Source organism: Rosenbergiella metrosideri (assembly GCF_022602565.1).
Lineage (GTDB): Bacteria > Pseudomonadota > Gammaproteobacteria > Enterobacterales > Enterobacteriaceae > Rosenbergiella > Rosenbergiella metrosideri.
Genome location: NZ_JALBCV010000002.1, coordinates 1 through 21,065, shown reverse-complemented (window position 1 = coordinate 21,065; position 21,065 = coordinate 1). Strand labels below are relative to the sequence as shown.

At 47.6% G+C, this 21,065-nt stretch carries 22 protein-coding genes; 2 read left to right on the top strand and 20 right to left on the bottom strand.

The genetic code is table 11. The features are described 5' to 3' along the window. Positions 1–29: 29 nt before the first annotated feature. The 13 genes from rpoS to cysG form a co-directional block, all read right to left on the bottom strand. Positions 30–1,022 carry an RNA polymerase sigma factor RpoS gene (gene rpoS / locus MKR94_RS02545; RefSeq protein ID WP_241645328.1) on the bottom strand — a complete coding sequence of 331 codons (993 nt, stop codon included), beginning with the start codon at positions 1,020–1,022 and terminating at the stop codon, positions 30–32. A gap of 42 nt (positions 1,023–1,064) precedes the next feature. Then, positions 1,065–2,243 (bottom strand): murein hydrolase activator NlpD, encoded by a 1,179-nt coding sequence (gene nlpD, locus MKR94_RS02540; RefSeq protein ID WP_241645327.1) that lies wholly within the window; start codon positions 2,241–2,243, stop codon positions 1,065–1,067. Between the two features lie 131 nt (positions 2,244–2,374). Beyond that, a complete protein-coding gene (locus MKR94_RS02535; RefSeq protein WP_048912557.1) occupies positions 2,375–3,001 on the bottom strand; it encodes a protein-L-isoaspartate(D-aspartate) O-methyltransferase in 627 nt (208 codons plus the stop codon). Next, positions 2,995–3,759 (bottom strand): 5'/3'-nucleotidase SurE, encoded by a 765-nt coding sequence (gene surE, locus MKR94_RS02530; RefSeq protein ID WP_241645326.1) that lies wholly within the window; start codon positions 3,757–3,759, stop codon positions 2,995–2,997. Before surE ends, MKR94_RS02535 begins: the two co-directional genes overlap by 7 nt. Then, positions 3,740–4,789, bottom strand: a complete 1,050-nt coding sequence (truD, locus tag MKR94_RS02525; protein WP_241645325.1) for a tRNA pseudouridine(13) synthase TruD — start codon at positions 4,787–4,789, stop codon at positions 3,740–3,742. Before truD ends, surE begins: the two co-directional genes overlap by 20 nt. Continuing rightward, on the bottom strand, positions 4,789–5,268 hold the full coding sequence (gene ispF / locus MKR94_RS02520; protein ID WP_241585576.1) for a 2-C-methyl-D-erythritol 2,4-cyclodiphosphate synthase: 480 nt from the start codon (positions 5,266–5,268) through the stop codon (positions 4,789–4,791). Before ispF ends, truD begins: the two co-directional genes overlap by 1 nt. A 10-nt stretch (positions 5,269–5,278) precedes the next feature. Beyond that, complete coding sequence (gene ispD / locus MKR94_RS02515) at positions 5,279–5,989, bottom strand: 2-C-methyl-D-erythritol 4-phosphate cytidylyltransferase (RefSeq protein ID WP_241645324.1); 711 nt, start codon at positions 5,987–5,989, stop codon at positions 5,279–5,281. A gap of 15 nt (positions 5,990–6,004) precedes the next feature. Then, on the bottom strand, positions 6,005–6,316 hold the full coding sequence (gene ftsB / locus MKR94_RS02510; protein ID WP_241645323.1) for a cell division protein FtsB: 312 nt from the start codon (positions 6,314–6,316) through the stop codon (positions 6,005–6,007). Between the two features lie 118 nt (positions 6,317–6,434). Then, complete coding sequence (locus tag MKR94_RS02505) at positions 6,435–6,755, bottom strand: DUF3561 family protein (RefSeq protein WP_241645322.1); 321 nt, start codon at positions 6,753–6,755, stop codon at positions 6,435–6,437. 26 nt (positions 6,756–6,781) lie between these two features. Beyond that, entirely contained in the window at positions 6,782–7,387 is a 606-nt protein-coding gene (cysC, locus tag MKR94_RS02500) for an adenylyl-sulfate kinase (protein WP_241645321.1), read from the bottom strand. Beyond that, entirely contained in the window at positions 7,384–8,817 is a 1,434-nt protein-coding gene (gene cysN, locus MKR94_RS02495) for a sulfate adenylyltransferase subunit CysN (protein ID WP_241645320.1), read from the bottom strand. The genes cysC and cysN overlap by 4 nt, the downstream gene beginning before the upstream one ends. A 10-nt stretch (positions 8,818–8,827) precedes the next feature. Beyond that, positions 8,828–9,736, bottom strand: coding sequence for a sulfate adenylyltransferase subunit CysD (gene cysD / locus MKR94_RS02490; RefSeq protein ID WP_048912566.1), 909 nt, complete (start codon positions 9,734–9,736; stop codon positions 8,828–8,830). Positions 9,737–9,744: 8 nt separating this feature from the next. Then, positions 9,745–11,160 (bottom strand): siroheme synthase CysG, encoded by a 1,416-nt coding sequence (gene cysG, locus MKR94_RS02485; protein ID WP_241645319.1) that lies wholly within the window; start codon positions 11,158–11,160, stop codon positions 9,745–9,747. A 174-nt stretch (positions 11,161–11,334) separates the two neighbouring features. On the opposite strand from cysG, the gene MKR94_RS02480 reads away from it, so the two are divergent. Next, positions 11,335–12,372, top strand: coding sequence for a M28 family peptidase (locus MKR94_RS02480; protein ID WP_241645318.1), 1,038 nt, complete (start codon positions 11,335–11,337; stop codon positions 12,370–12,372). Here MKR94_RS02480 and MKR94_RS02475 read toward each other — a convergent pair. Genes MKR94_RS02475 through cysJ form a run of 3 tightly spaced genes read right to left on the bottom strand, consistent with a single transcriptional unit; the run spans position 12,369 to position 16,638 of the window. Next, the gene (locus MKR94_RS02475) at positions 12,369–13,103 is read right to left on the bottom strand and encodes a phosphoadenylyl-sulfate reductase (RefSeq protein WP_241645317.1); all 735 of its coding nucleotides are present in this window, start codon (positions 13,101–13,103) and stop codon (positions 12,369–12,371) included. The two genes, MKR94_RS02480 and MKR94_RS02475, sit on opposite strands and share 4 nt — an antisense overlap. Continuing rightward, positions 13,103–14,827, bottom strand: coding sequence for an assimilatory sulfite reductase (NADPH) hemoprotein subunit (gene cysI, locus MKR94_RS02470; protein ID WP_241645316.1), 1,725 nt, complete (start codon positions 14,825–14,827; stop codon positions 13,103–13,105). Before cysI ends, MKR94_RS02475 begins: the two co-directional genes overlap by 1 nt. After that, the gene (cysJ, locus tag MKR94_RS02465) at positions 14,827–16,638 is read right to left on the bottom strand and encodes an NADPH-dependent assimilatory sulfite reductase flavoprotein subunit (RefSeq protein WP_241645315.1); all 1,812 of its coding nucleotides are present in this window, start codon (positions 16,636–16,638) and stop codon (positions 14,827–14,829) included. Before cysJ ends, cysI begins: the two co-directional genes overlap by 1 nt. 262 nt (positions 16,639–16,900) lie before the next feature. Here cysJ and queD point away from each other — a divergent pair, with 262 nt between their 5' ends. Beyond that, a complete protein-coding gene (gene queD / locus MKR94_RS02460; protein ID WP_241645314.1) occupies positions 16,901–17,266 on the top strand; it encodes a 6-carboxytetrahydropterin synthase QueD in 366 nt (121 codons plus the stop codon). 3 nt (positions 17,267–17,269) lie between these two features. Here queD and queE read toward each other — a convergent pair whose 3' ends face one another. From queE to MKR94_RS02440, 4 genes are all read right to left on the bottom strand, one after another. Next, positions 17,270–17,941: a 7-carboxy-7-deazaguanine synthase QueE gene (queE, locus tag MKR94_RS02455; RefSeq protein WP_241645313.1), complete on the bottom strand. Its 672-nt coding sequence runs from the start codon at positions 17,939–17,941 to the stop codon at positions 17,270–17,272. 71 nt (positions 17,942–18,012) lie between these two features. Beyond that, a complete protein-coding gene (locus MKR94_RS02450) occupies positions 18,013–19,704 on the bottom strand; it encodes a TadE/TadG family type IV pilus assembly protein (protein ID WP_241645312.1) in 1,692 nt (563 codons plus the stop codon). A 367-nt stretch (positions 19,705–20,071) separates the two neighbouring features. Continuing rightward, a complete protein-coding gene (tadF, locus tag MKR94_RS02445; protein ID WP_241645311.1) occupies positions 20,072–20,632 on the bottom strand; it encodes a tight adherence pilus pseudopilin TadF in 561 nt (186 codons plus the stop codon). 5 nt (positions 20,633–20,637) lie between these two features. Beyond that, a partial coding sequence (locus MKR94_RS02440; RefSeq protein ID WP_241645310.1) for a hypothetical protein occupies positions 20,638–21,065 on the bottom strand: 428 nt, incomplete at its 5' end.

The window sequence follows — 21,065 nt, the reverse complement described above, 5'->3', positions numbered from 1 at the left end:
CGATGGCTATTTTTACACGAAGCGGTCAATCACAAGAACAGCGCATCAAGGCTTAGACCTTGAGCTTCTAAGATTTCGCGCAGGCGGCGTAAACCTTCAACTTGAATCTGACGAACACGTTCGCGAGTAAGTCCGATCTCTTGGCCGACATCTTCCAATGTCGCTGGCTCATATCCCAGCAGGCCGAAACGACGTGCTAACACTTCACGTTGTTTCGCATTCAGCTCGTACAACCATTTAACAATACTTTGCTTCATATCGTTATCTTGGTTGGTATACTCTGGCGAGTTGTCGTCATCGTCAGAAATCATATCAAGTAATGATGTTTCTGAATCACCACCAATAGGCGTATCAACTGAAGCGATACGTTCATTAAGGCGAAGCATTCGACTGACATCCTCGACTGGCTTATCCAATTTCTGTGCAATATCTTCAGCAGTTGGCTCGTGGTCCAAAACTTGCGTCAATTCACGTGCAGTACGTAAATACACATTTAATTCTTTAACGATATGGATAGGCAGACGAATGGTACGCGTCTGGTTCATGATAGCCCGTTCGATCGTTTGACGGATCCACCAGGTCGCGTAGGTAGAGAAACGGAAGCCCTTCTCAGGATCAAACTTCTCCACTGCGCGGATCAGCCCCAGATTGCCTTCTTCGATCAGGTCGAGTAAAGGTAAGCCACGGTTGTTATAACGACGTGAGATCTTCACCACCAAGCGGAGGTTACTTTCGATCATTCTGCGACGGGAGGCAACATCCCCACGTAGCGCACGCCTTGCAAAGAGGATCTCTTCTTCTGCGGTAAGCAGCGGCGAGAAACCAATTTCACCTAAATAAAGTTGCGTAGCGTCCAGGACCCGTTGGGACGAATTCGGCGAGAAGAGTTCTTCCTCTGCGCTAGAAATTTCATAATCATCTTTAGAATCGCTGGTCGCATTCTGCTCTTCAAAAGCTACATTCTGTTGATCGTCGTAGTCAATATCATGCAACTCTTCAACTTTACGCGTATTCTGACTCATTTTGATGCCTCCTGGTCCTAGCAGAGCCAGAAGGCCCTGCATCTATCGCTGCGGTAAGTAACGCAACGGATTGACGGATTTTCCTTTATAACGAATTTCAAAGTGCAATCTTACCGAGCTCGTCCCAGTGCTACCCATGGTAGCAATCTTCTGACCGGCAGTGACTTCTTGCTGCTCTCTTACCAACATCGTGTCGTTGTGGGCGTAGGCGCTGAGGTAATCATCATTATGTTTGATGATAATCAGATTACCGTAACCGCGTAATGCATTCCCTGCATACACAACTCTACCTGCTGCTGTAGAAACTACTGCTTGGCCACGAGAGCCAGCAATATCGATGCCCTTATTTCCACCTTCCGACGCCGAGAAACCATCAATAATGTTTCCTTTTGTCGGCCAACGCCACGTAGTAATCGGCGCAGAACTGGTCGTACTGCTAACGGTCGGAGTGGTGGTCGGCGCCACAATCGGCGCGGCGGCACTTCCGGCTGCAGCAGCGTTGCTCGGTAATAATTTACTGCCTGATTGAGCAGAATTATTGCTGCTTTGTTCGTCTGTATCTTCAGAATACGTAACTATTGGCTGTTGTGCAACCTCTTTGGGAACGGTTCTCTGAACATTATTTGCACTATTGTTGTTAGTAGAGATGTTATCTGCTTTACTAATTTCATTAGGACCCGTGATGGGTTGTCCAGCACCATTACCAATTTGGAGGACTTGGCCAGCATTCAAGCTATAGGGGGCTGCGATATTATTTTTCTGTGCAAGATCGCGAAAATCGTTACCAGTAATCCATGCGATATAAAATAATGTATCACCGCGCTTAACAGTGTAGGTGCTGCCACTATAACTACCCTTAGGAATATTCCCATAATTACGGTTATAGACAATTTTACCGTTTTGTAGCTTCACGGGCTGGCTACTGACCGGCTGCTGCGTAGACTGCACTGGTTGGCTTGACTGGACTGGCATCACCGGTTGAGGTGCCTGTACGGGTTGAGCGGCTATTGAGCGTGGCGCACTTTGAACAGTAGACGATGTCGATGGATACTGCACAACGGCACGCTGAGTGGAGCCTGCTGGCGCTCCGCCACTGGCCCCAATAGCAGTGATTGGGGCTTGTGAATTGGTACTCTCTGAACTACATCCTGCCAAAGTGGCAGCAATCAATGAGGCGAGCGCCATCTGGCGATACTTGATACTGTTGCTTCCTTTGCTCATTCATTCCCCCATAAGGCTGACGACTAGTGGTTGTACTATCCTCATTCGGACTGTAAACAACCTAAATGAAATTATCGTCCAATAGTAGCAGGCAACGCCAAGACAGGCTATGAGACGATGTAAGGAAAACGTTAAGCCAGATCACCTGGAATTAACGGGACGAACCGTACGGGTTCTATCATATCGTCGGTGAACTCTTCACCAATGCGTTGGATACGCTGTAAAAATTGCTGTTCCTCGCCAACGGGAAGCACCATCACTCCCCCATCGGCTAACTGTGCCACCAGCTCAAGCGGGATCTCGGGCGCCGCTGCGGTCACAATAATGGCATCAAAAGGTCCGCGAGAGACCCATCCATGCCAACCATCACCATGACGTGTCGAGACGTTATGCAAATCGAGGTTTTTAAGCCGACGTTTGGCCGCCCACTGTAAGCCTTTGATTCGCTCAACCGAGTAAACATGTTCAACTAAATTGGCTAAAATCGCGGTCTGATAACCTGAACCCGTACCAATTTCGAGCACCCGAGAGAAAGGTGTTAAGCCCAATAGTTCCGTCATCCTCGCGACCATATAGGGTTGCGAAATCGTTTGACCATAGCCGATAGGCAGTGCGTTATTATCCCAAGCCTTATGCTCAAATGCCTCATCGACAAATTGCTCTCGTGGCACGAGCGAAATCGCACGTAATATCGACTCATCAGCAATGCCATGCTGACGTAAATAATCAAGTAACATCTCTACACGCCGACTTAGCATGTGACTTGGCCCTCAACATTCCCTAACCATTCTGATAATTGGGAGACTGCAGGGTATGCAGTGAGATCAATACCTAAGGGAGTGATGGAAACATAGCCTTGTTCGACCGCATCAAAATCCGTCCCTTCGCCCGCATCCTGAGGCTTGCCTTGTGGCCCGATCCAATAGAGCGTTTCACCACGCGGGTCTTGTTGAGTGATCACCTGATTAGCCGGATGGCGATAACCACAGCGTGTCACTTTCCAGCCCTTAATCTCCGCCAGGGGGAGATCCGGGACATTGATATTCAAGACCGGACTTAGCCGCAGCGGGTGTTTCGCCAGTATAGCCAAAATCTGGCAAGTCACTTCGGCGGCAGTGTCGTAGTGGACTGTACCATTTAATGATACCGCAAGTGCCGGTAAGCCCAGGTGACGCCCTTCAATTGCCGCGGCCACCGTGCCTGAATAGATCACATCGTCGCCAAGGTTAGGACCCGCATTAATCCCTGAGATCACAATATCTGGCGCAGGGGCCATTAAACAATTGACGCCGAGATACACGCAATCGGTGGGAGTCCCTTGCTGCACCGCAATATCGCCATTTTCATGACGATAAGTGCGCAGCGGCATATCGAGGGTCAAAGCGCTCGATGCCCCACTGCGGTTGCGATCGGGAGCAATAATACGAACGTCCACTGCGACATTACGCAGTGCTTGCGCCAAACGTTGAATACCCGGTGCTAAGACACCGTCATCATTACTCAGCAGGATCCTCAATCATTTCTCCCTGTAATACGAGTTCTCTCACGACACTGGTTGCAAAACTGCCTGCTGGCAACCAGAAATTAAGCTGTAAATGCTGGCCCTCAAGCCATGTCCAAGTCATATCGCGCGGACAAACGAGCATTGCGCGGCGCGCTGCATCGACACGTTCAGAAGAAAGCAGCGTGATAAAGGCCTGTTGCGTTGCTAATTGCTGTTGTTCGAAGTCCGCGGCAGCACCGGTTACCACTGTATTACCTTTACCGACTAACGGCGCGGTGATGCGTAAATCACCCTGCTGTACACGAGATTGTGTTTCGCTAAATTCGTCTTCGCTTACCACAAACCAGCTGCCCCGTCCGGTTAGCTGTACGCAATCTCCCACCCAAAGCGTCGACAGATTGGATTGTGCAGCCAGACGTGCACTGGTAACTTGGTTAAAGATATCACTGCGTATTGCGGAAAGCAGCAGGCCGCGCTTGGTACGATCTTTAATCCGTATGTCACCCGATGCCCACTGTTGAGCGAGCGTCAGGTTATGGCGGTCTCGACCAAAACGTTGTTCACCAAAATAGTTTGGGACACCTTGTTGAGCAATGGCGACCAAGCGTTGCTCGACGCTAGCAATATCACTGATATCGCGCACGATCAGTTCGAAAAAGTTACCGGCTAAACCACCAATTCGCACTTTACGTTGGTGACGGGCCACTTCTAAAATCTCCACCCCTTCCAAGGCAAAACGATCAAAGCTTGGCATTTCTTTACCCGGTAAGCGCGCACAGAAAGTCTGCTCGGTGACGGCATGACGATCTTTCATTCCCGCATAACTCACTTCTCGAGCCGGAATCTTTAAATACTTTGCTAAAGCATCTGCGACAAAACGGGTATTACAGCCGGTTTTACGTAGCCGAATCAATAACTGCTCACCGTGCTGATCAGCAGTATAACCAAGATCTTCGATAACGCGGAAGTCACTTGCTGACTGTTTAATAATTCCCGTAGCGGTAGGCTTACCGAGTAACCATTGTAGCGGAGTCGATTCCATTATCCGTCAACCTTTACCAGTAATGCGACGGCTTCACAGGCGATTCCTTCTCCACGACCAGTAAACCCAAGCTTCTCAGTGGTAGTGGCTTTAACATTGACATCATCCATGTGGCAGCCCAAGTCTTCGGCAATATTAATACGCATCTGAGGAATATGCGGCAGCATCTTTGGTGCTTGCGCAATAATAGTCACATCAACGTTCCCTATTGCATAACCCTTCTCTTGAATTCTCCGCCAAGCTTCACGCAAAAGTCCGCGACTATCCGCGCCTTTAAATGTGGGATCGGTGTCTGGGAAGAGTTTACCAATATCGCCTAGCGCGACAGCGCCGAGCAGCGCATCGGTTAATGCATGAAGGGCAACGTCGCCATCAGAATGAGCAAGAAAACCTTGTGGGAAGGGAATACGAACGCCGCCAATGATTAGGGGACCTTCCCCGCCAAAAGCATGTACATCGAAACCGTGGCCAATACGCATAACAATGCTCCTATTGGTTTTTTTGAGAAAGATAAAAGCCCGCCAAGGTGAGATCTTCCGGGCGAGTCACTTTTAGATTATCGCTACGCCCTTCTACGAGTATTGGCTGATAACCCGCTAATTCCAAGGCTGAGGCTTCGTCAGTAATCTCTTTGCCTTGTTCTAGTGCGTGCTGCAAGCACTGTTTCAGTAGCGAAAGTGGGAATAATTGAGGGGTTAACGCATGCCAGAGGTCGACACGTTCTACGCTATGTTTTACGCACTGCTCGCCAGCCTTAGCCCGCTTCATCGTATCTTTAACAGGGGTGGCTAATAAGCCTCCTACCGCCGAGTGATGGATCAACGCAATTAACCGCTCAAGGTCTTGAAAGGCGAGACAAGGACGCGCAGCGTCATGCACTAACACCCAAGAAGCCGTTTGGTCGGTGATGACCGCTAAGCCCGCTAATACCGACTCTGCACGGGTTGCGCCACCGACCACTGTCTCGACGCGTGGATCACGCGCAATGGGTAATTGTTGAAAACGGTCGTCCTCAGGATTCAGCGCAACGATGACCCGCTTTATCGCTGGATGATCAATTAGCGCTGCGATGCTGTGTTCAAGAAGCGTTTTGGAACCAATAGAGAGATATTGCTTTGGGCAAGAGGATTGCATGCGGCTGCCAATGCCGGCGGCAGGAACCACAGCAATAATTCCCGTAGTCGAAACGGTTGTCATCATTGATTTTCGTCGTTGTTATTGTCCTGATGCCGGATTATTAACGGCGTTACGATTCTGTTCAGGCACTAAGCGAAAGAAGGTTTCACCAGGACGAATCATCCCGAGTTCGTCTCGAGAACGTTCCTCAATGGCTTCAGAACCACCGTTGAGATCGTCAATTTCAGCGAACAGTTGGTCGTTACGCGCTTTTAATTTGGCATTAGCATCTTGATGCTGCGTAACTTCTTCGCTGACGCGACTGTAATCATGGAGTCCATTTTTACCGAGCCACAATGAGTATTGTAACCATCCCAGTAAAATAAGTAGCAATAAAGTGAGTTTTCCCATCCTTCCCCCCAACAGATTCGCTAATCTTCCCACAAGTTAGCGTTCGACTCCACTGTAACCTGTCGCAAGTCAGCGTTTTCTGAAAACTTTTAGACCACGCAGTCAACTCGCCATCGCTTTACCAGCCGACAAAGGCATAAAAGAGTCCCCAAAAACTGCCACTGACTAGCAGCAATGTCAGCAGAAAAGTTAAGAAGATCTTCTGTTGTTGCCAAACCGAAATCGCCATCCCGGAGAAGACAGCTACAGGTAATAAAGCCAAAAAGAAAGGCCAAGTATAGAGGAAAAAAAACAGCACGCTGGCCCCGAACGCAATGAAGGGGGAAAGTATCGCGAGGAAATAAGAAAATAGACCAAAGCAGCCCCCCGCAACGAGCGTTGAGGGCCACTCTTTATGTAACGGGGGGCGCGTCATAACGGGGTCTGGCAACTCTGGCATAGCAATCGTAACTTATCCTTAAAGGGTTAAGCTACGATAATAGCGCGCTCACGTAACAGAGTGATGATCTGCTCGCTCAGTTTTGTAACCAATTGTTCGCCATCTACCCGTAACTCAGGTGAGAGTGGCGCTTCATAGCCAGAACCAATCCCTGTAAAGTCTTTAATTTCCCCTGCTCTCGCTTTGCGATAGAGGCCTTTCGGATCTCGGGCTTCGCAAATTTCAGGTGCGGTATCGACAAATATTTCGATAAATCTTTCTTCGCCAATTAATTCACGTGCCAGCTGTCGCTCACTGCGGTGCGGTGAAATAAAGGCCGTAAGGACAATCAGTCCAGCATCAGCCATCAACTTTGCCACTTCGCCGATACGACGAATATTCTCCTTGCGATCGTTATCACTGAACCCAAGATCTCGGCACAACCCTTGGCGGACATTATCGCCATCGAGAAGAAAGGTACTGATCCCCAATTGATGAAGAGCCTGTTCAACAGCACCGGATAGCGTGGATTTACCCGATCCGGAAAGTCCTGTAAACCAGATCACTGCACCGCGGTGGCGGTGCAGCGTTTCACGCATTGCTGGCGTTACAGCATGTTCATGCCACACAATATTGTCAGCTTGCCGACTCATTTCAGGATATCTCGTAAATTTTTAGCGTCCCAGTGCGGGAAGTGTTTACGGACCAGTTCATTAAGTTCGAGCTCAAAAGCACTGAATTGTCCGGTTGACTGCGCCGCGTCAAGACTACGAGTTTGATAGACCATACCGGCGCCGACGGTGACGTTACTGAGTCGATCGATAAAGATTAAACCGCCGGTCACCGGATTTTCTGCGTAAGGATCTAGCATCAATGGCTCATCGAAGGTTAAGGCCACACGCCCAATAGCATTAAGCGGAAGACTCTGCGCCTCACTGGTGGCTAACGTATTGATATTCACTTGATGAATGATTTCATCGACCACCGCACGCGCCGTTTTACCGGCAACTTTGATTTGATAACTTTGGCCAGGCTGTAACGCATTCTCTCCCATCCATACCACATCCACTTCGGCGGCATGAGTCGGGCTTAATTGCGCATCGCCATCAACCAAGAGATCTCCGCGCGAGATATCAATTTCCGTTTCTAACACTAACGTCACAGCTTCGCCTGCAGAAGCTTGAGGTAAGTCACCATCGAACGTGGTGATCTTCGCCACACGGCTGCTCACACCCGACGGTAAGACTTTTATCGCTTGTCCAACTGTCACGGTGCCCGACGCCACTGTCCCGGCATAGCCTCTGAAATCAAGGTTTGGACGGTTAACATATTGCACAGGGAAGCGCATCGCTTGCCCTTCTACCACTCTTTTCACCTCAACCGTTTCAAGAATTTCAAGCAGTGTCGGACCGCTGTACCACGGCATATGTTGACTATTCGCCGCAATATTTTCGCCTTCTAGGGCAGAGACTGGAACGAAACGGATATCAAGGTCTTTTGGTAATTGCTCTGCAAAATCGAGGTATTGCTGAACAATCTCATTGAACGTCATCTCGTTATAGTCAACCAAATCCATCTTATTCACCGCCACGACTAAGTGCTTAATCCCTAATAGCGTCGAGATAAAGCTATGGCGGCGCGTTTGGTCGAGTACGCCTTTACGCGCATCGATTAACAGAATAGCTAAATCACAGGTCGATGCGCCGGTTGCCATATTCCGAGTGTACTGCTCATGTCCGGGAGTATCGGCAATAATGAACTTACGTTTTTCAGTGGAGAAATAGCGGTAAGCGACATCAATGGTGATACCTTGCTCGCGCTCCGCTTGTAAACCATCGACCAGTAAAGCTAAGTCGAGCTTTTCGCCTTGAGTACCATGTCGCTTGCTGTCATTGTGCAGTGACGATAGCTGGTCTTCGTAAATTTGACGGGTATCATGTAGCAGACGGCCAATCAAGGTGCTTTTGCCATCATCGACACTGCCACATGTTAAGAATCTTAATAAGCTTTTATGTTGCTGAGCGGTCAACCAGGCTTCGACGCCACCTTGATCGGCAATTTGTTGTGCTAATGCATTATTCATAATCAGATCCTTAGAAGTAACCTTGGCGTTTTTTCATTTCCATCGATCCGGCTTGGTCGCGATCGATAACCCGCCCTTGACGCTCGCTGGTCGTGGACACCAACATCTCTTCAATAATTTCCGGTAACGTCTCCGCCGAAGACTCGACAGCACCGGTTAGCGGCCAGCATCCTAGGGTACGGAAACGGACCTTACGCTGTTCAATTTTTTCACCCGGCTGTAGGTCAATACGCTCGTCGTCGATCATCATTAACATGCCATCGCGTTCTAACACTGGACGTTCAGCGGCCAAGTAAAGAGGGACAATCTCGATATTCTCTAAAAAGATGTATTGCCAGATATCGAGTTCGGTCCAGTTAGAGAGCGGGAACACACGAATACTTTCGCCTTTATTGATCTGGCCGTTATAGTTGTGCCACAGCTCTGGCCGTTGGTTTTTAGGATCCCAACGATGGAAACGATCACGGAACGAATAAATACGCTCTTTAGCTCGAGACTTCTCTTCATCGCGGCGAGCGCCACCGAAAGCCGCATCAAATCCATATTTGTTTAATGCTTGCTTTAACCCTTCGGTTTTCATGATATCGGTATGTTTGGCACTGCCATGGACGAAAGGATTGATCCCCATCGCCACCCCTTCAGGGTTACGATGCACGATCAACTCCGCGCCAATTTCTTTGACGGTACGGTCACGGAATTCGTACATTTGCTTGAACTTCCAGCCGGTATCAACATGCAACAGCGGAAAAGGTAATTTACCGGGATAAAAAGCTTTTCGAGCCAGGTGCAACATCACCGAAGAGTCTTTACCAATCGAATACATCATGACCGGGTTGGAAAATTCTGCCGCCACTTCGCGTAGGATATGAATACTCTCTGCTTCAAGCTGACGCAGGTGAGTCAGTCGTTGTTGGTCCATACGATACCTCAAATAATGGGTGTAAGCGCTGAAGAGGGAGTCATCGACGCGGATGACTTCTGAAACCAGGCTAAATGCTTATGTAAGTGTACGACCTCGCCAATCACCACTAATGCTGGTTTAGGCGCTGCGGCCGCTAAGTCTGCGAGCTGGTCAAGACGCCCGGTTAAAACCTGTTGATTCTGGCGAGTACCTCGCCCAATCACGGCAACTGGCGTCTCGGCGGCGCGTCCATGTTCGATTAGACGACGGCTAATTTCTGCCGCTTTCACCGTGCCCATGTAAATGGCGAGGGTCTGATCGCTTAAGGCTAACGCCGCCCAATCTGGCTCCCGACCATCTTTACGGCAGTGTCCGGTAATAAATACCGCGCTTTGTGCATAGTCGCGGTGGGTCAACGGAATCCCTGCATACGCGGTAGCCCCTGCTGCTGCAGTAATGCCGGGCACCACTTGGAAAGGAATATTCGCCGCTACCGCGGCTTCAAGTTCTTCGCCGCCTCGCCCAAAAATAAAGGGGTCGCCGCCTTTTAAGCGCACGACTTTTTTACCTTGTAACGCCAAGGTGACCAATAATTGGTTAGTTTCTTCTTGCGGGACTGAATGAGCGCCAGCGCGTTTACCGACACAAATACGCTCTGCATCACGGCGGACAAGATCGAGGACCTCTTCGCTGACGAGGTGGTCATAGAGCACCACATCGGCCAACTGCATAACTTGTAGACCACGTAGGGTTAATAGCCCAGGATCCCCTGGCCCACCACCGACCAGATAAATTTCTCCGCGCGCTGAAATGGGATCGTCTAAGCTCTCTGCAAGCAGCTTTTCGGCCTGAGGCAGATTGCCTGCTGTGGCGTGATGTAAATATTCTCCATTAAACAGACGCTCCCAAAAGCGGCGACGATCCGCCATCCGATGGAAACGCTGCTTAACGCGATCGCGCCATTGACCGGCAAGCTGTGCAGCATCGCCTAACCGTGCGGGCAGTAAAGTCTCAATTTTCTCGCGTAGCGATCGAGCCAGTACCGGTGCAGTACCGGCAGAGGAGATCGCGACAATAACCGGTGAGCGGTCGACAATTGAGGGGAAGATAAAGCTACAACGGGCTTGGTCGTCGACCACATTGACCAATTTGAATTTACGTTGGGCATCTTGGTAAACCCGTTCATTTAATACCGAATCGTCGGTGGCGGCGATTACGAAAAAGACCTGATCGATATATGACGCCTGATACTCTTTAGCTATCCATAAGACTTTTTGGTCATTAACCAGCGCGCTAACCTCTTCCGAGAGTTCACGAGCGGCGATATGGACGATAGCGTTCGCGCGAAGTAACAGATCGATTTTTCGCGATGCAATTTCTCCGCCGCCAATAACCAGAACGGGGCGGTTTTTTAATTCAGCAAACAGCGGTAAGTAGTCCACACACACTCGGTAAAGTTAGTCTTTCAATGGCTAAACTATATAAGCTTAATTGCCTAATGATGAAATGTTGTTTTGGAATGAGCAGTAACTTTATGGAATAAGCTTAGCGAATTTTTTGCTTAAGGCTGCGGCGGGATAATTCAGATAATTAGCTGAATGCCCCTGCGGTAATTAATGCTATTATCTGCGCAAGCGACTGTGTGGAACCCATTAAAAATGTTACGTTTATTGAAAAGTAAATCGGCCTTGGTAGCCCTGTGCCTCGGCGTTTCACTTACCCCATTCACCGGCTATGCCGAGTCTGACTCAAGTTTAGGTAAGGTGGCTGAACAACACACTCGCTATATTGCCACCTATTTTCCCGGCAGGATGTCGGGTACGCCAGCAGAATTTTTGACCGCTGAATATCTGTTACAACAGTTTAGTCAATTAGGCTATCGAACGCAGATTCGTCACGACCCCGGCGCCGAGCGTCCGCTCTCCGCCACCTCAGTAGTCGCCGAACAGCCCGGAAAACTTGCTGAAGAAATACTGGTCATCACCCATATCGATACGCCACAGTCCCACACTGCGCAACAGCGGCGGCACAATGTTGGCGGCCTTACTTTCCAGGGGATCGATAATAATGCAGCCAGCTTAGGCGTCATGTTGGAATTAGCTAAGCATTTAGCCGCTCATCATCATGAATACAGTCTACGTTTTGTCGCATTGGGAGGAACCCAGCCGCCCCACCAAGGGATAAATACCTATCTGCAACGTCTATCTGCTGACCAACGTAAAAACACGTTATTAGTGGTAGATATTGAGAATATCGTGGCGGGTAAGCATCTCGCTTTCCTCAGTGGTAATACCACGGCGGCAGCGGTGCGTAAACAAACGACAGACCGAGCCAAAACGATCGCCCAGCAACATGCTATTCAATTAATGACCGCGCAACTCGCGAGTCGCCGCTCTCGGACGCTGACGGCTTACGAACAAGCGGGACTCCCCTATCTGCGTGTCACCGCATCCAATGCGGGAAAGCTAACGACCTTAGCGGTTGGCGAGAAGCAATCTGTGTTACATGATGATGCCGCCAAAGATAACTTGGCCTATATCCAGCGGCACTATCCACATCGATTGGCACAGCGTAGCCACCAGCTGGTGACTATTCTCACGCCATTATTGCGTGGCTTGCTGACGCCCACGCGCGCGGTAAACACCAAGCATTAACCTTCGTGTAATCCACATTCGCGTTTCAAGCCAAAGAAACGCGTCTCTTCTTCACGCATGCCCGGTTCCCATTTACGGGTGGTATGGGTATCTCCGACCGAGAGGTAGCCTTGTTCCCACAGGGGATGATAGCTTAGGCCATGTTGCTTTAAATATTGGTACACTTGGCGATTATCCCAATCAACGATTGGTAAGAACTTAAAGATCCCCCGCGAGACGGACAACACTTGTAACTGTGAGCGGCTTTCCGATTGCTCGCGACGTAAGCCAGCAAACCAAGTTTTCACCTGCAGTGTTTCCAAGGCTTGGTTCAACGGCTCCACTTTATTTAGCTGGTTATACCGCTCAAGTCCCTCGACGCCCTGCTCCCACAATTTACCGTAGCGCGCCTCTTGCCAAGCGGGCGATAACGCCGCGCGGTAGACGTGTAAATTGAGCTGCAAGTGTTGTTGCAGGCTGTCGATAAACTGATAGGTCTCAGGAAATAGATAACCGGTATCGGTCAAAATCACCGGAATTGAGGGAGACTGTTGGGTCACTAAGTGTAAGCTTACCGCGGCTTGGATCCCAAAACTGCTGGTCAACGCATGCTGACCAGGGAGATGCTCTAACGCCCACGCCACTCGCTCTTCAGCACTTAGTGCGTCAAGTTGCTGATTAACGGCCGCAAGGGCCGCTTGTTGTTCACTTTTATCCAACAACACTAATTCTGCTAGGTTGAGTTCAGCCATTACGCCTCCACTGCGGCCCAAAAATCACGAGCCGGATCGACAACTTCACGGACGATGCCTGCACGAATGGTGTAATCACCAAAACCTTCGTGCTGTTCACGCTCAATCGCCCAACGGCCAATAAGCTCGTCGAGGATTGAGAGTATTTCTGCTTCTTGGATATTCTCACGATACATCGCAGGAATACGGGTACCAATACGGTTACCACCAAGGTGGAGGTTATAGCGTCCCGGTGCTTTACCTACCAATCCGACTTCGGCGAGTAATGCCCGACCACAGCCGTTTGGACAGCCGGTAACCCGCATAACGATCGCCTCATCGGCCACACCGTGACGGGTCATTAACGCTTCCACCTCACTAATAAAACCAGGCAGGAAACGTTCAGCCTCTGCCATCGCTAATGGACAGGTCGGAAATGCTACGCAAGCCATCGAGTTCTCGCGTTGTGCCGTGACCTTCTCCATTAAACCATGCTCGACGGCTAAGGCTTCAATCGCCTCTTTTTGGTTTTCAGGTACCCCAGCAACGATCAAGTTCTGGTTTGCGGTAAGACGAAAATCGCCTTGGTGGATTTTCGCAATCTCTGCAATCCCTTTCTTCAGCGGACGGCCGGGATAGTCAAGTAAGCGGCCGTTTTCAATAAATAGCGTGAGATGCCACTGATTATCGATCCCTTTAATCCATCCAAACCGATCGCCACGGGTGGTAAATTCATAAGGACGAATAGGCGCGAACGTGAGTCCCGCGCGCTTCTCAACTTCCGCTTTGAACACGTCTGGCCCCACGCGCTCCAAGGTATATTTGGTTTTCGCATTTTTACGATCGGTACGGTTACCCCAATCACGCTGCGTTGTCACTACGGCTTGCGCGACGTCTAACACTTTTTCCAGAGGCAGATAACCGAACTCCGTCGCGGTACGGGCATAAGTCGCTTTGTTCCCGTGGTCGATAGAAAGCCCCCCGCCAACCAGTAGGTTAAAGCCGACTAATTTGCCCTCTTCCGCGATAGCGATAAAGTTCAGGTCATTCGCGTGCAGGTCCACATCATTGTGGGGAGGGATCACCACCGTCGTTTTAAACTTCCTAGGGAGGTAAGTTTCACCAAGGATAGGTTCTTGATCCGTGGTAGCCACTTTCTCTTTATCCCACCAGATTTCCGCATAGGCACGGGTCTGTGGCAGCAGATGCTCGGAGATTTTCTTTGCCCATTCGTAGGCTTCTTGATGCAGAGCAGACTCTACCGGATTTGAGGTACAAAGAACGTTACGGTTAACGTCGTTGGCCGTTGCCAAAGCGTCGAGGCCGACTTCGTGCAACATTTGATGCACAGGCTTAACGTTTTTTTTCAAAATACCGTGGAACTGAAAGGTTTGACGGTTAGTTAAGCGAATACTGCCATAGATGGTTTTCTCTTCCGCGAAGCGATCGATGGCTAGCCATTGCTGGGGCGTAATAATACCGCCAGGTAAACGGCAACGCAGCATCATAGCGTGACGTGGCTCTAGCTTCTGCTCGGTCCGCTCGGCACGGATGTCACGATCATCTTGTTGATACATGCCGTGAAAGCGGATGAGTAGGTAGTTATCACCGTTAAAGCCACCGGTCAGACCATCATTGAGATCTTCTTTGATGGTCCCACGTAAGAAATGACTCTCTTTCTTCAGACGCTCAGCATCGGATAGTTTACCCTCTACGACTAAAGGGCCAGGATATTTTGTACTCATTAGTAGACATCTCTCTGATAGCGACGAGCAATGCGCAAATCGCTCAAATATTCGTCTGCAGACTCACTGTCCATCGCACCATATTGAGCAATAATCTCTAATAAAGTGTTTTCGACATCTTTTGCCATACGGGTAGCGTCGCCACAGACATAGATATGGGCGCCTTGTTCAATCCAGCGCCACACTTCCTCACCCTGTTCACGAAGTTTATCTTGGACGTAAACTTTTTCTGCTTGATCCCTTGACCAAGCAAGATCGATCCGAGTGAGTAGTCCTTGTTTAACATACTTCTGCCATTCCACTTGATAGAGAAAATCTTCAGTGAAATGCGGGTTACCGAAGAATAACCAGTTAGGGCCTTCAGCACCATCGTTATCCCGTTGTTGAATAAATGAACGGAAAGGCGCAATACCGGTACCTGGACCGATCATAATGACCGGCGTGTCACCTTCTGCAGGTAAGCGGAAGTGATCGTTATGCTCGATAAAGATCTCAACTTCATCATCTTCTTGCAACTGATCGGCGAGATAACCTGAGGCACCACCGCTGCGCGCGCGCCCTTCAATATCGTAACGTACCACACCAACGGTAATATGCACTTCATCTTCGACTTCCGCTTGTGACGACGAGATAGAGTAAAGACGCGGCGTTAACGGGCGCAGAAGCTCGACCAGCTGCTGAGCGGTGAGCGGTGCCGGTGCATGGCGGATCATATCGACGATAGGCCATTGTTGAGCAAATTGTTGCAGGGCACTTTTATCACTGACTAAGCCCAGCAACGTTTCATTTGCTGAGAGATGGGCGTAACTTTCAACGATTTTACTGCTGTTAACCGTTAACTCTAAACGGCTACGCAGTGCCTCACTGATCGATAAGGTGGCACCCTCGACGCTAACGGTTTCCGTTGCGTCAATCCATAACAATTCGAGGAGTTCACTGACTAGAGCGGGATCGTTTTTAAACCACACACCTAATGCATCGCCTGCTTGATAGCGTAATCCCGATTCACTGATATCGATCTCAATATGGCGAATATCTCGATCAGATTCACGGCCAGTAATTTTCTGACTGACCGCAAGCGTTGCGCTAAGCGGCGCTTCTTTGCTGTATGGCGTACTGTCTACAATATCGCTGGTGCCTGAGGCGGCCTGTGAAACGGCCTGTGGTGAACTGGTCGGGACCAGCGCTTTAAGGCTCGCGACGACATCTGAGCGCCACTGATCTGCTGCCTGAGCATAATCGACATCCGCATCAACACGGGGTAACAAACGCTCTGCGCCGAGCGAAGATAATTGCTGATCAAAATCTTTTGCCGCTTGGCAGAAGAATTCATAAGACGAATCGCCCAATCCGAAGACAGCAAAGCGCACATCAGGTAATGCGGGGGCTTTTTTCGAATGCAGATATTTATGGAAAGCCACCGCTTCTTCCGGTGCTTCCCCTTCACCTTGGGTGGAGGTCACGACTACGACAATCTTCTCTGCCGCGATTTGTTTGAATTTATAATCCGCTGCATTGATCAAATTGACCTGAAGCTGCACACCCAGTAAATCGTCACGGAGTTGCTCCGCCACTCGTCGGGCATTGCCGGTTTGTGAAGCAGAAATCAAGGTAACACTCGGTTGTTCGACTGGCGGTGCAGTTGGGGTAGCTGTTTCAGGGCTGCTGGAAACGGCCGAGGAATCGCCAAGACGTCCCCAACAATACCCGGAGATCCACGCGAGTTGATGGGATGTCAGTTCTTGAGTGACGTCTTGTAAACGGGCGAGTTGCTCCGCGCTAAGCGGCAGCTGAGGGGCTTGATTGGTCATTGCTTATCGTATTCCAGTGCCAAGGGCAAAAATATCAGTAAGTGTAGAGTAACCGTACGATTATTACTGATAAAGACAGCTTAAGCATATTAAATAACTAAATACACTAACTCGTTTTAGTGCTAAGACTTATCGATAAAACTGGTTAACCATAAGATGGGCAACGATATGGTAAGTTGGCAGTGAAAAGGATGAGAAGCGCTGGCTTTTACGCTAAACTAGCCCTTTTCACCTATCTATAACGCGGAATTCTATCAACGCTATGGCAGTTACAACCTTATTTAAAGAGTTTCAATTCGAAGCGGCGCATTTCCTCCCACACGTCCCCGAAGGGCACAAATGTGGACGTTTGCACGGACACTCTTTCCTTGTTCGTCTTGAGATTACTGGTGAAGTTGACGCCCACACCGGATGGGTCATGGATTTTGCTGAATTAAAAGCCGCTTTCAAACCTCTTTATGAAAGATTAGATCACCATTATTTGAATGACATTGACGGATTAGAGAACCCGACCAGCGAAGTGCTAGCAGTCTGGATTTGGCAACAAATGAAACCCAAACTGCCGTTACTCAGCGCAGTGATGATTAAAGAAACCTGCACGGCCGGCTGTACCTATCGCGGAGAGTAACCGTTAAGCGATATTGAGATATTTATGCGTCTGCATTGAAAAACGCCAGTTTCTCGCGATGCAGGTCGCAATGCACAGTTCTGTCGCAGCCTTCTTACAGCTAATTGGCTGCAGAGCAATGATACGTTCTGTAGAAGGTGGGACTTGGCTGAGCAGAAGATCCAGCGCGTCAATATCGCGCTGACGTCCCACTGGATGCTTCACCTCATTCGCCCTAAGCAAAGCACTGTTCAACACATCGTAGCCACCACGCATATTAACTTTTGGCGAGACGGTCACCCAAGTTGCCGATGAACAACGGATAGGATGTGTGCCACTGGTTTCGATTTGGCACTGGAAACCCAGTTGTTCGAATTGCTCAGTTAAGTGTGTCAAATCGTAGAGGGCAGGTTCCCCACCGGTAATAACAATATGTTTCGCGGTCCAGCCTTTCTCAGCAATAATGGCTGAGAGCTGTTCGACACTGGCATCTGCCCACGCTTCACTTTCAGCAGCTTTGTGCACAATATTGGTAAGTGGCTGCTGTTGGTCAGCATACTTTTCCCAAGTATGTTTCGTATCGCACCAGCTGCAGCCCACGGGGCAACCTTGAAGACGAATGAAAATAGCCGGTGCGCCAGTGTAAAATCCTTCCCCTTGTAAGGTTTGGAACATTTCATTAATTGGGTAAAGCATGGACACTCAATTTTAGCTCGAAAAACACTATTATCGCAGAAGTTACCTAATTTATCATGTCCCAATTATGCTTAATGAGTAAAGTTACCGATTTCATCGCTCAGATAACCTTTGATTAAATTGACCACATCATTACGATTAACTGCCGTCGCAGCATTCCCTTTGCCAGTACAGTTATCCTGCCAATTATTTACGCGTACCTTGGAATTGGTCGTTGACACATAATAGATATCCACCCGTTTAGTATTGGTTTCTGCTCTATCCAACATACCACTTTTGATCTTATCGCAAAGTTTATACTGTTTTAGGTAACGTTCTGTCACTTTCTTTGGTGCTGAGCTGTCATCACCGTCTGACATTACAACAAACACTTTTCGAGGATTACGACCTTTCATCATAACTGGGACTGAACGTACTAATCCAGAGGCGGTTGCAGTGTAACCTTGTGCATTCATATTTTGGAATTCATCGAGTTCTTTAATGTTATTGGTGAGCTCAATTAACCAAGAGTACGGTTTGGCACTCGCTAGATCGCCCTTAGCTCCCCACCAACCAGCGTTATGGCACATTTTACCAAAAGGTCGATAATTGAATGTCTCCATCCCTGTCCATAGCATTGGAAAGGTGATGATTGCTTCGTCGCTGAACATTTTATTTAGCGTTGCTTCGTAGTCTATAGCATCGTCGTGTTCCACTGTCAGTGTTGATAGTTGCTTGCTTTTAATCTTTACTGCCTTAGTATATTCATCAGTAATGATTTTTCGTGAACGTTGCGTAAAGATATCGTCTAAATAAATTTTGCTACCATCAAGATCTGTCCCTACGAAACGATTATCGAAACATGTATACTTCTCTTGACCAGTGGATGAGCCGAAAGAAGCATTTTCACGGCACCAATTTCGTTGGACTTGATTAAGACTCATAGTGGGTTTCGATTTAGCGAGGTTACCGGTGTAATATTTATAACGATAGTTATCCATATGATAGAGCTGCTCATTTAAATTTTTATAATTTTTAGCGAAGGCTTTATCTCCCCAAAAATCGTAATTTATCGCCGACTCTTTTTTGGGGACAAAAAGCATACTGCAACCGGCTTTCGCCCCCCCACGCTGGTTGGTTTCAGGATATTTAACCGCGACCCCAGTACTGAAAGGTACCATAGCTACTTTTGAGTGAGAATTACTGCTCAAAATAAAACTGGTTAAATCTTTAAACATTCCTTTTAATAAGCGTAAGCCGGCTCCTTGCTGAGAGGCCGAAAAATCAATAACAAATACTATATCTACTGCTTGTGACATTTTCTTTTTAACACTAATGTCTGAAGACACGATTGAAAAATTTTTATCCTCCCCACTCAATAAGCGATCATAAAAGGGAAAAGGTAGCTCTATCTCAATAGATGGACGATAGGTCATCATCAATGAATTTTCATTTAAATCGTTTTCAACCGTGGAATAATTGACCGTGACAAGCGGGAGTTTAGTCGCTTCAGGAAAAAATTCTTTTACGTAATCGACTAATGTTTTTCGCACTTCTGTCGAAAGCTCTTGATTGTTGGCAACTTCGCTAGTTGCAGAGATCATCAAACCTATCTCTGCCGAGACGTCACCAACTTTTGCCTTAGCCATAAACATTTTTAAAGAATTAAATACAAAAGCCATTAAAATCATTAGCAGAGGCAACAGCACAGCAAATGAGATTAGTACTCCACCATGTTCATGTTTCATCCTGGAAACGAAACGTACTACATAGCTTGTAAGCATTTTCTAATCTCCCTACTTGAAGTAATTACCTGCTGTGAGTTTTTATGCTGAGATATATAAATTACAGTAGGCAATGTTTTCGGTTTTAATTTCCTGACCCAGATCCCTTGGCTATCATTGATAATAGGTACAATATAAGTATTGGGGATAAACGTATTACTGATATCGATAAAAGTGACCTTAGCGTTATCCTGTAGAATTTTACTAAAGTAATACTCCTCAGTGAACTGATGAAATATCTTCAATTGCTCAGGCACAGAACTATCGATAAAAACGTAACATTCGTTACTGTGGCGAACTGCTGCATACACCACTGATGAAAATTGAGTTAAAAACAGCAGTAGAAAAATACTTACCTTTAGCATCGCTACCTCGCTAAGAGTATAGTATGAGCACTAACGTGTTCAGGAAGAATATCTACACCTTTTAACAGATTATTAAGTGACCCCTTAGGCGTAGGGATAATTAACGAAACTTGGTATAGTGGTAGCCACCTTTTACGATTACTATAAGGTGAGAATTCCATTTTTTTATCAAGCGAACTGTTTGAAAGCTCTTTACATAACCCTGAACCATATTCAAGTTTCTGATGAAGATTGATCTTTTTTACCTCACTATCTGCGAAATGGATGGCTTCTACCCGTAAACAAAGTCCTTCATCGTAACGATGATAAGTTAGATTTTTCGCTAGTTCGTAAATTTTCTTAACATCATCATTTGAAAAAACATCATTTTTCGCATAAAGTTCATTCCTCTCCCTGAAAATCGAGGCAATAGAATAATTAACCCTTTCGACTTGGCTTTTCATGACTAACCAAGAACCATATTCAATAATCCCTACAGTTATAATTGATAGAAAAGAAAAAATAAATGCCGCCTCGACAATTATGCTGCCTTTATTATCAGAAAAGTATGAGTTAATTTTCAATTAATCTACCTCGATGACTCAAGCATATAAACAATTTTTCTAGTAAGTGAGCGGTCAAGTTTTAAAAAAAGAGATTCAGACCATTTCATATTATTGATTAACTTCAACGGTCTGTAGCGATAACTGACAGAATAAAGCGCTAGTTTTTTTGAATTGCTATAGCTAGCTGAACATTTATCTTTCAATATATCGTTAACATTGCCACAGAAACTTATATCAACATGTATAGCATCTGGATCGATAAACATTATCCAAAATGTATTCTGCTGGAAAAAATAGTCCTTGAAAATATTCTTATGGTCAACATTGGAGGATTCATATTTCGTATAGGCACTTCCTCTAGCTGCTTGAGATAAAGAATAATCCATAGCGACAATAACGAAATAGAACTTACATATTTCGAAAATAATAAACACAAAAGCAGCAAAAATAA